The following is a 13372-nucleotide window of genomic DNA, read 5'->3' on the forward strand; positions in this document are numbered from 1 at the left end:
GCCAGGAAACCGAACTCGGCACCTTGAAGACCTWCACCGAGACCCGMWTCAAYTTCGGCAACACCCGCAACAGCGGTCGCGCTAGCTACAATAGCTACACCTCGAGCTACAATGCTGGCGCTGCCAACAAGGGCATCTCGCTGAACTTCGCTTGGATCCAGCTTGGTGGTCTTCGCGTCGGTAAGGATGAATCGGCCTTCGATACGTTCATCGGCTACGCCGGCAACGTGATCCAGGATACGATCGTTCCTTACGGCGGCTTCGACACCAACGTCGTCCAGTATTACTTCGATGGCGGCAATGGCTTCTCGGCTGTGGTCTCGCTCGAAGAAGGCTATGGCAATGTTGGCACGATCGACAGCTATGTCCCGCACGTCGTCGGCGGCGTGAAGTGGACGCAGGGCTGGGGCGCGATCACCGGCGTTGTCGCCTACGACAGCAACTATGAAGAAGTCGCTGGCAAGGTCCGCTTGGACGTCAATGTCTCGAACGAACTGTCGCTGTGGGTCATGGGTGGCTATGGCACCGACGACAACCTCAACGACAATGCCAACAACGTTGTCGACGCGTTTGGTCGCGGCATGTACAAGATTTGGGGCGGTAACTGGGCTGTGTGGGGCGGTGGCACCTACAAGTTCAACGAGAAGACYTCGTTYAACRCYCAGRTCTCGTATGACSARKGGAAGGACCTCGGCRTCGCYGCGAACATCGCCTATGACGTCGTTCCTGGCTTCACGATCACGGCCGAAGTCGATTACCAGAACGTTGGTCAGGGCGCCATCGACAACGGGTCGATCTGGGGTCACGCCGAAAAGAAGAGCAACATCGGCGGTATCCTCCGCTTCCAACGCTCCTTCTAAGGGCTGGTTCCTTACAGGTGAAATYCAGCCCGGGCGCAYMAACGCCCGGGCTGTTTTTGTTTCGTGACTGGGTCAACGCAAACGAAGGAACAGGGGGAATTGGTAGCTGAATAAATCCGCGGGACGATATCGTGGGATCCGTTGATGGGCGGATGAGATCACAACCGCGTGATTAAAATCTCTTGAAAGGACGCTTCCAAGCGGATAGGGCTGATCTATCCACTCGGGGGTGAGACGAATTATGACCAACGAAGCGATTCAAGAGGGTAGCCCCCCGGATCCGTTTTCGATGTTTTCTTCTCAGAACTCAAAGATCAAATACACCTACAACAAGATAAGAGAAGTAAAGTCGTACAGGGTCGGAGAGCTTTTTTCAGCTTACCGGGACATACTTTGGGATGATGGGCGGCATAAATACAATGTCAGCTCCTTCATCGGCGAAATAGATGAGATWCTCCTYGGSGAGCGTTTCAGCGCCKTTGACCARAGYACCCTYGATAACCTTATCGGMACCTTGCGCCAGCGCGGYAACAGCAACGCAACCATCAAYCGRAAGATGGCTGCCCTCAGCAAACTGCTGCGCAAGGCTTACAAGATGGGAGATATCCACAGCCTGCCCGAGTTCCGCCGCCAGAAGGAGCGGGCCGGACGGATTCGCTTCCTCGAGAGAGAGGAAGAGGCAAGGCTGTTTTCTGCCATCAGGAGCCGCAGTGAGGATGCCTACAGGCTTTCCGTCTTCCTGGTCGACACCGGATGCCGTCTTGGCGAAGCACTCGGGCTGATCTGGAACGACATCCAGGAACATCGCGTCTCCTTCTGGATCACCAAATCCGGCCGCAGCCGCACCATTCCGATGACCGAGCGCGTCAAGGAGGTGATCAAGCTGCCTCCAGCCGAAGGCCGCCGGCCCAAAGGCCCGTTCACCAAGCTCAGCCAGGCACAGTTCCGTGCGATTTGGAACGACGCCAAGGCCGAAGTCGGCCTCGGCGCCGACGATCAGGTCGTACCGCACATCCTGCGTCACACCTGCGCCTCGCGCCTTGTCCAGGGCGGCATTGACATCAGGCGCGTGCAGATGTGGCTCGGCCATCAGACCCTGTCGATGACCATGCGCTACGCGCATCTGGCCACCAACGATCTCGACGGCTGTGTCGTGGTGCTGGAAACGCCGCGAGGCGAAGCGTCGCCACACGGTGCCGAAGGCTCGGTGTTCTCGTCTCCGCTGACCGCTTCGACGTCAAAGCGGGGCCAGACGACAGAGGCGATCGCGGCGAAGCCGGCTAAAGCGTCTGGGAAAAGCTCGAAGGCCAAATAGTTCCGCCGGCCTTGCATATACTGTCATGATAACCCCAGGACCGGATCTGGTCTTGGGGTTTACTTTTTTGGTCTAATGCATGTCGCCCCAAAAGTGACCTCTGTTTTGGAAGGGCGACGTGCATAAAGTGCGTCGCATGGATCCGTTCAGACGCGACGCGCTTTAGCGCTCAGCTCGATCAAGGAAGGCCGATATATCGCTGGGAAGGCTGCCGGTTTCGAGGAATGGCGCGTGACCTTGGCCGTCGACCGTGATCGTTTCCATCGCCGGATGATGCGCTCGCATTTGCCGCATGGTGTCCGCCGACAGCAATCTTGAATTGGCGCCACGGATGGTGAGCAAGGGAATGGCCACCAGCGCGTCGAATTGCGGCCACAGGGCTGGCAAAGGCTGCGACAGGTCGAGACTGGCGACCGTGTCGACCAGTTTTGGATCGAAATCCGGCAGCAGCCCTTGATCTGTTTCCCGGTAGAGCGTCCCCACCATCCGCGCCCAGTCGGCGTCGGTGAGTATGGGAAAATCCTTGCCGTGAACGCTGCGCTGGGCATTCACCACCTCGGCGAAAGCTCTCGGCTTCGGTGCGCGTTCCAGGTAGGACTGGATGTGGGCTAGGCCGGCCGGCTCGATCACCGGCCCGATATCGTTGAGAACGATTGCTTTCAGCATGGCCGGCCGCAGGGCGCCAAGCACATGGATGATCAGTCCGCCACGCGAGGTGCCGATGAAAGCCGCCTCCTCGATGCCGAGTGCGGCCAGCCCGGCAAGGATGTCGCCGGCCTCGACGCCGACATTATAGTGGCTGACATCGGAATCGTAGGCCGACTGTCCGCGTCCGCGATAGTCGAAGGCAACCACCTTGTGCGGTACCGGGGATCGCGTCGAAAGATAAAGTGCCAGCGCGTGAAAGTCCCGCGCGTTACGGGTCAGACCGGGAAGGCAGACGACCGGCCAGTGTCCGGAATTCGATTCGCCATAGACGCGCGCATGAAGTCTCAGCCCATCCGGCGCGCTGTAGAAGAAGTCGGAAAAGCCTTCGGTGCTCGACATCTGGACACGCCACCTTCTTGCTGCGGGATCGTCTCGGACTGCTACAGGTGAGAGTGGGAGCGGTCAAATAGCAGGGTGACATCGAACTGCCGATCTCACCCTTGTGGAGATCAGCGGCGTTTGTGAAGGTGCCTGTCGAGCCCTCAGCTGCGCCCGTTCACCAGGTCGCCGACGATGTCGTATTTGCCGGAAATACGCATCTTGTAGACCTCGTAATTCTCCATCACGCGCTGCACGTAACTTCTTGTTTCCGTGTAGGGAATCCGCTCGATCCAGTCCACCACCGCATCGATGTCCTTGCCGCGTGGGTCGCCGTATTTCGCCACCCACTGGCTGGCCCGGTTGGGGCCGGCATTGTAACCGGCGAAGGTCAGCACATAGGAGCCGTTGAAGCGGTCGAGCTGTTCGCCGAGGAAGGCTGAACCGAGTGTCGCGTTATAGCCGGCGTCGGTGGTCAGCCGCGCCTGCGAAAACTGCAGCCCGGCCTTCTTCGCCAGTTGCCTGGCGGTTCCCGGCATCAGCTGCAGCAGCCCGCGCGCGCCGGCACTTGATACGGCACCGACGTTGAATTCGCTCTCCTGGCGGGCGATCGCATAGGCCAGTGCCTTGCCCGAGCCGGAAATATTGGCCGAATCAGGGATGACGCCGAGCGGGTGCGAAAGCGCACCGACATCGATGCCGCGTGCCCCGGCGATCTTGCCGACCTTCAGCGCCATGAAATGATTGTCCTGCTTCTCGGCAAGGACAGCGAGCAGCGTCAGTTCGCCTGGGCTGGTCAACTGGCCGGCAAGGTCGCGATAGAGCGTCTCGGCATAACGGTCATAGCCTGCCTCTTGCAACCGCTTGATGGCGCTGACGGCTTCGCGGCCAGCAAAATTCTGCCGGTCGGCGGCACTTGGCGTGGGATAGACGATGTTGAGCGCCTGCCGACCGACGCGTTCGGCGGCAAGCTGGCCGTAAAAGGTCGTGCCGTAGGCGGCGGCGCGCCCAAAATAGTCCTTGGCATTGCCCGGGCCGCCGACTTCCGCCGCGCGGCCGAGCCAGTAATAGGCGCGTGACAGGGTCATAGGCCCTTGGGCAAGGTCGGCAATGCGCGAAAAATGCGTCGCGGCAAGCTTGGGGTCGTTGAGGCCGCGCAGTGCATACCAGCCGGCATGGAATTCGGCCTCGGCCGCATTGGCTGCACTTTCGGCGGCATGCGTGGCGACGATCTTGTACGCCGTCTTCATGTCACCCTGGTCGACCAGTTCGCGTGACAGCACCCGGCGCTCGACCCACCAGGCGTCCGGATCGACCAGAGCCTCGCGGTCGGTCGGCGCCTTCATCACGACGGCCGCGGCACCGGCAAAGTCCTCCTGCTTGCGCAGATATTCCGCCTGCGCGAAGAAGTAGCCGGCCGAACGCTGGGATGCCGGCACTGCCTTCAGCAGTTTCAGCGCATTCTTGTCGCCTCTGTCGGCCGCGGCCCAGGCCTCGGCAAACTGCTGGGCGCCGGCAAGGCCGGCAATGCGCAGCGCGGAATTCACCCTGTCGGCATAGAACATGCGGTCCATGCGAAAACGGTAGTCGGCGGCAGGGATCAGGCTGCCGAATTCCTTGATCAGCGCCGTCTCGTCCTTGGCTTCAAGGATCGTGGTGCGCCAGAACGGCGACAGCACCGAGYGTGCCGCCTTGACGTCGCCCGTCGCCACATAGGCGCGGGCGAGAACCATGACGCCTTCGAATGTCTGCGGCTGGCTGCCATCGAACGCCGCAATGACGATGTCGGCGGCGGGGTTTTCCCTGTAGAGCGCGCGCTCGCTGTTCTTGCGCAGGGCAACCGTGCCCGGCCAGTTGGGCAGCATCTTCGCGGCGGCGGCGATGTCGCCGCTTGGAACCTTGTCGCCGCCATAAAGCGCGATCGCCCAGGCCAGTATGTGCTGGTCGAGCGATTGAGCGGGAAGCGCATCGCGCACGCCACGGGCGCCCGTGATATCGCCGGCCGCCAGAGCGTCCAGCCCGCTCTTCAAAAGCGCGACGCTGGGCGAGGGGGCCTGCTGTGCGCTGTCCTGCGGGCTCGGCATCGGAATTGCCGAGGTGACCCGCGCATCGACGCTGCCGCTGATCGCCACGCCGGGCATCAGCCCGGCAATGGCGCCAAGCAGCGCGAAGAGGTGGGGCCGACGCGTCGGCATGATCTCGTGTCTTTCCCTAATCCAGCATTTTATCAGCAGGCGAAGAAGCCTCGAAGCCTAAACTTAGGTCGTGAAGGGCTCGTAAACAAAGAGTTATCGAGGCCGTTCGAATTGCGTTTGCTGGCACCATGGCAATGCTTGCCGCGCAACCATGTCGAGACTATGGTGCGCCGCTTCGCTTTCGGTTAGAAGGCGCGCACGACAAAAACACCGATGCATGTCGCCCCAAAAGTGGATACCGGTTTTGGGAACAACGACATGCATAAACCAAAGATGCATGTCGCCCAAAAGTGGATACCGGTTTTGGGATAACGACATGCACAAACAAAGAAGTCCCAAGGAGTTGGACGACATGCTGAGAGGCTCGCTTACTGCGCTCGTGACACCGTTCGAAAAGAGCGGGCGTTTCGACGAGAAAGCCTTTCGCGCGTTTGTCGAATGGCAGCTGGGGGAAGGCACGACCGGTCTAGTTCCGGTGGGCACGACCGGCGAGTCGCCGACGCTGTCGCATGATGAGCACCGCCATGTCATCAAGGTCTGCATCGAGGTGGCCAAGGGTCGCGTCCCGGTCGTCGCCGGTGCTGGCTCCAACAATACCGAAGAAGCGGTCGGGCTTGTACAATATGCCGAGAAGGCCGGCGCGGATGCCGCCCTGGTCGTCACACCCTATTACAACAGGCCGACACAGCGCGGCCTCTACGAGCACTTCGCCGCTGTCGCCAGGGCGACCAAGCTGCCGATTATCATCTACAACATCCCGCCGCGCTCGGTCATCGACATGATGCCCGAGACGATGGGCCGGTTGACGCACGACTTCAAGAACATCGTCGGCGTCAAGGATGCCACCGGCAAGGTCGAGCGTGTCTCCGAGCAACGGATGACCTGCGGCAAGGATTTCATCCAGCTTTCAGGCGAGGACGCTTCGGCACTCGGCTTCAACGCGCATGGCGGCGTCGGCGCTATTTCGGTGACTTCGAACGTCGCGCCGCGGCTTTGCGCGGAGTTTCAGGAGGCGACCCTGTCCGGTGACAGCGCCAAGGCGCTGGAATTGCAGGATCGCCTGCTGCCATTGCACAAGGCGATCTTTCTCGAACCCGGCGTTTCCGGTGCAAAGTATGCGCTTTGGAAGCTCGGCAAGATCGAGAACGTGCTTCGGTCGCCTCTTGTCACGGTCGAGGAGTCGACTGCGTTGAAGCTTGACGCGGCATTGAAGCACGCCGGCTTGATTAATTGAGGATGAGGCGCCACCTCTCCACATCATGAATCAAGTCAGAAAAGCCGATCCCAACAACAAGACCGTTGCGGAAAACCGCAAGGCGCGGTTTTCCTATGAGGTGCTCGACACGGTCGAGGCCGGCCTGGTGCTGACCGGCACCGAGGTCAAGTCGCTGCGCCAGGGCCAGGCCAACATCCAGGACAGCTACGCCTCGGTGGAGGGTGGCGAGATCTGGCTGATCAACTCCTATCTGCCGGAATATCTGCAGGCCAACCGCTTCAACCACGAGCCCAGGCGGCGCCGCAAACTCCTGCTCAACAAGCGCGAGATGGCGAAACTGTCGCAAAGCGTCGACCGTGAAGGCATGACGCTGGTGCCGCTAAAAATCTATTTCAACGACCAGGGCCGTGCCAAGCTGCTGCTCGCTGTCGGCCGCGGCAAGAAATTGCACGACAAGCGCGAGACCGAGAAGCAGCGCGACTGGTCGCGCGAGAAGGGCCGGCTGCTCAAGGAGCGTGGGTGACACCAAGTTGCCATTCTTGGCAATGACAGTGCAGCTAGCCGGCTGACTGCATGGGGCTGCTGATTTGAAAAAACGGTTGGTCCTTTGGGGGACAGCGAGTCTGGTTTTCGCAGCGCTGGCCGTGGCTGGTGGCTTTGTTTACTTCCACACCTATTCTCCSGACCGTGGCAGATATCCGGTCAGAGGCATCGACGTCTCCCATCATCAGGGCGAGATCGACTGGCGGCGTGTTGCCGCCGACGATGTCGCCTTCACCATCATCAAGGCGACCGAGGGCGGCGATCATGTCGATCGCGCCTTTGCCAAGAATCTGCGTGAGGCGCGTGCGGCTGGCCTCGCCGTCGGCGCCTATCATTTCTTCACCTTCTGCCGGCCGGGCGCCGACCAGGCGAAGAATTTCATCTCGGTCGTGCCGCACGATCAGCCCTTGCTGCCGCCGGTCGTCGACATCGAGTTCGGCGGCAATTGTCCGCAGCGTCCGTCGCCCGAACAGTTGAATGCCGAACTCCAGGCTTTCCTCGGACCCGTCGAGGCGGCATTCGGCAAGACGGCAATCGTCTATCTGACCGATGAGGCCGAGGCCGCCTATGCCGGCCAGATCGCCACCCGCCCGCTCTGGCTTCGCTCCTTGCTGTTGGAGCCGGATCGCCACGACTGGGTCTATTGGCAGTATCACAACAGGGGGCGCGTCGACGGTATCGCGGGTGATGTCGATCTGAACGTCCTGCAGGGCGGGCAGGACAGATTGGCGTCTCTGCTCGCGCCGGCGAATTGAGGTCTTCAGGCCGATTCGATCGGGGTGAACGTCCGAATCTGTTTCTTCACAAGTCGGGCTATGCCGTTGCAAATATTGACGATCCGGGTTCTGCCGGACACCCTGCTGCCGGTGTCAACCCAGCCAACTCCTGCCGCCGCCGCTTCAAGCCGCTGCCTGCGAAACCTGGGGCGCCAGCGTCACATTCGCATCGCCCCACACCTTCAGGGCGGTGATCACCGGTTCCAGGCTTCTGCCGCGCGGCGTCAGGCTGTATTCCACCTTCGGCGGCACTTCCGGATAGATCTTGCGGGCAATCAGCCCATCGGCTTCCAGTTCTCGCAGCTGGTTGGTCAGCATGCGCTGCGTGCAGTTGGGAATGCGCCGGCGGATCTCGTTGAAGCGCAGCGTGCCCTCGAACAGATGGTAGAGCACGACGCCTTTCCACTTTCCGTCGATATAGCGGAGCGTTCCCTCCACGGTGCAGCCTGGGCTGCAATCGAATCGCTCATGGCGGATGCGCGGCATGACGGTATCCTTTTCGACACTATGTGCTTTATATGTGCATTCTTGCGCTTTACGCACATAATTCGCATCTCTGCCCGACACAACGCTCAACAGCAATCGCGGAGACCAGAATGCGCGCCGTCGGCTATCAAATCCCAGCCCCCATCACCGATGAGGCCTCTCTCGTCGATATCGACCTGCCCAAGCCGGAGCCGAAAGGCCGTCAACTGCTGGTCGAGGTGAAGGCRATTTCGGTCAATCCGGTCGACACCAAGATMCGGCGAARYGCCARACCCGAAGCCGGRAGCTGGCGSGTGCTYGGTTGGGACGCYGCCGGYCRGGTCGCGGCGACCGGTCCGGAYGCCAGCCTGTTCAAGCSYGGCGACGAYGTCTTCTATTCCKGTGCGCTCRCGCCGCAAGGCACCAATGCCGARTTCCACCTTGTCGACGAGCGCCTYGTCGGCCGCAAGCCCGGCTCGCTCGACTATGCGCAGGCGGCGGCGCTGCCACTGACGGCGATCACCGCCTTTGAGGCGCTGTTCGATCGCCTTGACGTGAAGAAGCATGTCGTGGGCGCTGCGAATGCCATCGTGATCATCGGCGGCGCCGGTGGCGTCGGCTCGATTGCGGTCCAGCTTGCGCGCCAACTGACCGATCTGACGGTGATCGCCACTGCATCGAGGCCAGAGACACGCGACTGGGTGCTTGATCTTGGCGCCCATCACGTCATCGATCATTCCAAGCCGTTGGCTGCAGAAGTCGCAGCCCTCGGCATCGGCGCGCCAGCCTTCGTGTTCTCGACAACCAACACCGACCGGCACCTCGCCGAGATCGCAGAATTGATCGCACCGCAGGGCCGGTTCGGTTTGATCGACGACCCCCAGACGCTCGATATCAATCCGTTCAAGCGCAAGAGCGTTTCTGTGCATTGGGAACTGATGTTCACCCGCTCGCTGTTCGAGACGCAGGACATGGCAGCCCAGGGTGAGCATCTGAACGAGCTGTCACGCCTTGTCGATCAAGGCACCCTCCGCACCACGTTGGGTGAAACCTTCGGTCCTATCAATGCCGCTAATCTGAAGCGCGCCCATGCGCTGATCGAGACCGGCAAGACCAAGGGCAAGATCGTGCTGGAGGGGTTCTGAAGAATGGCTACTTCCGCAGGAACGTCGCGATCTCGCTGAACACTTTGACGAACATGGCTTCCGTCAAGACGCCAGTGTTGGTGTTGTAGCGCGAGCAGTGGTAGCTCGAAAACAGCGTGATGCCGCCGGCCGGCAATTGCCCGCCATGCTTGAACGGGTAGGCGGCGACACGCCCGCCCAGTGCCCGCACCGTCGACTGGTGCGCTATCGACCCCAGCGCCAGCACAGCGCGCAGGTTTGGGAACCGGGCGATCGTCGGCACAAGGAATGTGCGGCAGGTGGAGATTTCGGCGCCGACCGGCTTGTTTTCCGGCGGTACGCAGCGGACAGCATTGGTGATCGCCGTACCGACAAGCTCCAGCCCGTCATCGGGCCGCGCCTTGAACTCCCCGCGCGCGAACCCGTGCGAAATCATCGTGGAMTAGAGCAGATCGCCGGCATAGTCGCCGGTGAAGGGACGCCCGGTGCGGTTGGCACCACGCAGGCCGGGCGCCAGTCCGACGATCAGAAGCTCAACGGCTTCATCGCCCTCGAGTGGCAAAAAAGTCGGCACCGGCGCATTGAACCAGGACGGCTCGCGCTGCCGCCACTCGGCAATGAAATCATGCAGCCGCGGGCAGAGCGGGCAGTCGCGGTTCGGTTCGGAAGCGGAAAGGGTGGTCAAGGCGACCGGCCTCAGTAGTCGTCCTCGTCGACTTCAGCCGGTTCGGGCCGCCGAACGGGCCGTTCGGAGGGATCGCGGCCGACTTCGCTCTTCAGCGTCGTCAGGTCGATGAAATGGTCGGCCTGGCGGCGCAGATCGTCCGAGATCATCGGCGGCTGCGAGGCCATGGTCGAGACGATCGACACCTTGCGGCCACGCCGCTGCAGCGCCTCGACCAGCGTGCGGAAGTCGCCATCGCCGGAGAAGATGACATAGTGGTCGACGACATCGGCGAGTTCCAGCGCATCGACGGTGAGTTCGATGTCCATATTGCCCTTGATCTTGCGGCGGCCGGTCGAGTCGGTGAATTCCTTGGCCGGCTTGGTCACCACCTTGAAGCCGTTATAGTCGAGCCAGTCGATCAGGGGGCGGATCGAGGAGTATTCCTGATCCTCGACCAGCGCCGTGTAATAATAGGCGCGCAAGAGATAGCCGCGCTTCTGGAAACTCGACAGCAGCTTGCGATAGTCGATGTCGAAGCCGAGCGCCCGCGACGTGGCGTARAGATTGGCGCCGTCGATGAAMAGMGCGATTTTTTCACGRGGGTCGAACATGGAAAATATTCCTTTTCGAAAAATGCGGCCGTCTAAACGAAATGCGGTAGCGACTATCGGTCTGGCTCATAATAAACCGGCTGACCTTGTCCATCCGAGATAACGCCAGTTTGGCGGCAATCCAAGGCGTGATGGGGCAATGCAAGCAATTGTGATCGCGGCGTCGAACGCCATGGACACAACGGCGTTCTGCTTCAATCGGGTGTTTGACCACGCGATTGAGTGTCCTGCAGCGCCGACTTTGGCATGATGCTTGTATTTTGGCGGCGTTCGGGTTATGGACCGCGCCTGTTTTCCATCAAATCCAGGCATGAAAGGGGCAGTCCATGGCCCGCGTAACCGTTGAAGATTGCATCGACAAGGTCGACAACCGCTTCGAGCTGGTGCTTTTGGCTGGCCACCGTGCTCGCCAGATCAGCCAGGGCGCGCAGATCACCGTTCCTCGCGACAACGACAAGAACCCGGTCATCGCCTTGCGCGAGATCGCAGACGAGACATTGTCGCCCGACGATCTCAAGGAAGATCTGATCCATTCGCTGCAGAAGCATGTCGAGGTCGACGAGCCCGAAGCCGATGGCGAGGTGATCGCCGATCAGACCGGCGGCGCCGTTGCTGCCGCCGACACCGATGACGCCGAGGAGAATGTCACGTTCGATCGGATGACCGAGGAAGACCTGCTCGCCGGCATCGAGGGTCTGGTGCCGCCGGAAAAGAGCGACGACTACTAAGACAACGCTCCGGAAGCGCCTGGAACAATCCAGCGGCACTTCCGTCTCGGCAGTTTCGTGGCTATCTATGACATGCGCCGTACAGCAGTGCGGCGCATGATTCATTTCATCGCTGAGAGATTCCGCCCATGATGCGTCAGTATGAGCTTGTCGAGCGCGTCCAGCGCTACAAGCCTGACGTCAACGAGGCGTTGCTCAACAAGGCCTATGTCTATGCCATGCAGAAGCATGGCCACCAGAAGCGCGCTTCCGGCGACCCGTATTTCTCGCATCCGCTCGAAGTCGCCGCCATCCTCACCGAAATGCACATGGACGAGGCGACGATCGCCGTCGCTTTGCTGCACGACACCATCGAGGACACCACGGCGACRCGRGCCGAGATCGACGATCTGTTCGGCCCSGAAATGGGCAAGCTGGTCGAGGGCCTGACCAAGCTGAAGAAGCTCGACCTTGTCTCCAAGAAGGCCGAGCAGGCGGAAAACCTGCGCAAGCTGCTGCTGGCGATCTCGGAAGATGTCCGCGTGCTGCTGGTCAAGCTCGCCGACCGTTTGCACAATATGCGCACCCTCGACCACATGCCCGAGGCCAAACGCCTGCGCATTGCCGAGGAGACGATGGACATCTATGCGCCGCTGGCCGGGCGCATGGGCATGCAAGGCATGCGCGAGGAGCTGGAAGAGATCGCCTTCCGGTTCATCAATCCGGAAGCCTATCGTGCCGTCACCGCGCGGCTTGCCGAGATATTCGAGCGCAACAAGGACGTGCTGACCGACATTGAAAAGGCGCTGTCGGCGCTGTTTGAAAAGCATGCCATCAACGCCGGCGTGAAGAGCCGGCAGAAGAAGCCCTGGTCGGTGTTCCGCAAGATGGAGGCCAAGGCGCTTTCCTTCGAGCAGCTGTCCGACATCTTCGGCTTCCGCGTCGTCGTCGACAGCGTCGAAGACTGTTATCGCGCGCTCGGCGCCATCCACACGGCGTGGTCGATGGTGCCMGGCCGCTTCAAGGATTATATCTCGACGCCGAAGCAGAACGACTACCGTTCGATCCACACCACCATCGTCGGGCCGTCGCGCCAGCGCGTAGAGTTGCAGATACGCACCCGCGAGATGAACAAGATCGCCGAATACGGCGTCGCGGCGCACTCGATCTACAAGGACACCGGCGGCAAGACGAACGGCGCCGGCCATGCGATCTCGAAGGAGACCAACGCCTATGCCTGGCTGCGGCGCACCATCGAGCAGCTCGCCGAAGGCGACAATCCCGAGGATTTCCTCGAAAACACCAAGCTGGAACTGTTCCAGGACCAGGTGTTCTGCTTCACGCCGAAGGGTCTGCTGATCGCGCTGCCGCGCGGCGCGACGCCCATCGACTTCGCCTACGCCGTACACACCGATGTCGGCGACACCTGCGTCGGCGCCAAGGTCAATGGCCGCATCATGCCGCTGATGACSGAACTGAAGAATGGCGACGAGGTCGAGATCATCCGCTCCAAGGCGCAAGTGCCCCCGGCCGCCTGGGAATCGGTCGTCGTCACCGGCAAGGCGCGCGCCGCCATCCGCCGCGCCACCAAGAATGCCATCCGCAAGCAATATTCCGGCCTCGGCGCCCGCATTCTGGAGCGCGCCTTTGAGCGGGCCGGCAAGACCTTCACCAAGGAAAACCTGAAGCCGGTGCTGCACCGGCTGGCGCGCAAGGACATCGAGGATGTGCTGGCGTCCGTCGGCCGTGGCGAACTTGCTTCCACAGACGTCATGAAGGCGGTCTTCCCMGACTACAAAGACGAGCGCGTSACGCAGGCCGCRCCCAAGCAGCGCGAGGAGGGCTGGTCGAAGATCCGCAACGCCGC

13 protein-coding genes are annotated in these 13372 nt (G+C 61.2%); 8 read left to right on the forward strand and 5 right to left on the reverse strand.

Going from position 1 to position 13372, the window contains the following annotated elements:
• On the forward strand, positions 1-860 hold an 860-nt coding region (locus AC1DX0_RS20550), incomplete at its 5' end, for a porin (RefSeq protein WP_477356632.1).
• A gap of 289 nt (positions 861-1149) precedes the next feature.
• Complete coding sequence (locus AC1DX0_RS20555) at positions 1150-2175, forward strand: tyrosine-type recombinase/integrase (RefSeq protein ID WP_477356642.1); 1026 nt, start codon at positions 1150-1152, stop codon at positions 2173-2175.
• Between the two features lie 162 nt (positions 2176-2337).
• On the opposite strand, the gene AC1DX0_RS20560 is transcribed toward AC1DX0_RS20555, so the two are convergent.
• Entirely contained in the window at positions 2338-3222 is an 885-nt protein-coding gene (locus AC1DX0_RS20560; protein WP_477219457.1) for an alpha/beta fold hydrolase, read from the reverse strand.
• A 143-nt stretch (positions 3223-3365) separates the two neighbouring features.
• Entirely contained in the window at positions 3366-5396 is a 2031-nt protein-coding gene (locus tag AC1DX0_RS20565; protein ID WP_477356634.1) for a lytic transglycosylase domain-containing protein, read from the reverse strand.
• Positions 5397-5748: 352 nt separating this feature from the next.
• On the opposite strand from AC1DX0_RS20565, the gene dapA reads away from it, so the two are divergent.
• The 3 genes from dapA to AC1DX0_RS20580 all read left to right on the forward strand — a co-directional run bounded on the left by dapA (position 5749) and on the right by AC1DX0_RS20580 (position 7910).
• The gene (dapA, locus tag AC1DX0_RS20570; RefSeq protein WP_477219780.1) at positions 5749-6630 is read left to right on the forward strand and encodes a 4-hydroxy-tetrahydrodipicolinate synthase; all 882 of its coding nucleotides are present in this window, start codon (positions 5749-5751) and stop codon (positions 6628-6630) included.
• Between the two features lie 25 nt (positions 6631-6655).
• The gene (smpB, locus tag AC1DX0_RS20575; RefSeq protein WP_224622928.1) at positions 6656-7135 is read left to right on the forward strand and encodes an SsrA-binding protein SmpB; all 480 of its coding nucleotides are present in this window, start codon (positions 6656-6658) and stop codon (positions 7133-7135) included.
• A gap of 64 nt (positions 7136-7199) precedes the next feature.
• A complete protein-coding gene (locus AC1DX0_RS20580) occupies positions 7200-7910 on the forward strand; it encodes a glycoside hydrolase family 25 protein (RefSeq protein ID WP_477219455.1) in 711 nt (236 codons plus the stop codon).
• Between the two features lie 144 nt (positions 7911-8054).
• Here AC1DX0_RS20580 and AC1DX0_RS20585 read toward each other — a convergent pair whose 3' ends face one another.
• Complete coding sequence (locus AC1DX0_RS20585; RefSeq protein WP_027045275.1) at positions 8055-8417, reverse strand: winged helix-turn-helix transcriptional regulator; 363 nt, start codon at positions 8415-8417, stop codon at positions 8055-8057.
• Positions 8418-8527: 110 nt separating this feature from the next.
• On the opposite strand from AC1DX0_RS20585, the gene AC1DX0_RS20590 reads away from it, so the two are divergent.
• On the forward strand, positions 8528-9541 hold the full coding sequence (locus tag AC1DX0_RS20590; RefSeq protein WP_477356636.1) for a zinc-binding alcohol dehydrogenase family protein: 1014 nt from the start codon (positions 8528-8530) through the stop codon (positions 9539-9541).
• Between the two features lie 7 nt (positions 9542-9548).
• On the opposite strand, the gene AC1DX0_RS20595 is transcribed toward AC1DX0_RS20590, so the two are convergent.
• Together AC1DX0_RS20595 and AC1DX0_RS20600 are read right to left on the reverse strand one after the other, a co-directional pair.
• On the reverse strand, positions 9549-10205 hold the full coding sequence (locus AC1DX0_RS20595; protein ID WP_477356638.1) for a uracil-DNA glycosylase: 657 nt from the start codon (positions 10203-10205) through the stop codon (positions 9549-9551).
• 11 nt (positions 10206-10216) lie between these two features.
• Positions 10217-10798 carry a LabA-like NYN domain-containing protein gene (locus tag AC1DX0_RS20600; RefSeq protein ID WP_172230683.1) on the reverse strand — a complete coding sequence of 194 codons (582 nt, stop codon included), beginning with the start codon at positions 10796-10798 and terminating at the stop codon, positions 10217-10219.
• A 326-nt stretch (positions 10799-11124) separates the two neighbouring features.
• On the opposite strand from AC1DX0_RS20600, the gene rpoZ reads away from it, so the two are divergent.
• Together rpoZ and AC1DX0_RS20610 are read left to right on the forward strand one after the other, a co-directional pair.
• Entirely contained in the window at positions 11125-11526 is a 402-nt protein-coding gene (rpoZ, locus tag AC1DX0_RS20605) for a DNA-directed RNA polymerase subunit omega (protein WP_013896382.1), read from the forward strand.
• Positions 11527-11654: 128 nt separating this feature from the next.
• Positions 11655-13372: RelA/SpoT family protein (locus tag AC1DX0_RS20610; protein ID WP_477356640.1), on the forward strand; the 1718-nt coding region annotated here is incomplete at its 3' end.

Source organism: Mesorhizobium sp. P3_A9 (assembly GCF_056402975.1).

Coding starts and splice junctions, on each gene's coding strand:
- AC1DX0_RS20585 (WP_027045275.1), bottom strand. CDS start 8,417: ATGCCGCGCATCCGCCATGAGCGATTCGATTGCAGCCCAGGCTGCACC.
- dapA (WP_477219780.1), top strand. CDS start 5,749: ATGCTGAGAGGCTCGCTTACTGCGCTCGTGACACCGTTCGAAAAGAGC.
- smpB (WP_224622928.1), top strand. CDS start 6,656: ATGAATCAAGTCAGAAAAGCCGATCCCAACAACAAGACCGTTGCGGAA.
- AC1DX0_RS20560 (WP_477219457.1), bottom strand. CDS start 3,222: ATGTCGAGCACCGAAGGCTTTTCCGACTTCTTCTACAGCGCGCCGGAT.
- rpoZ (WP_013896382.1), top strand. CDS start 11,125: ATGGCCCGCGTAACCGTTGAAGATTGCATCGACAAGGTCGACAACCGC.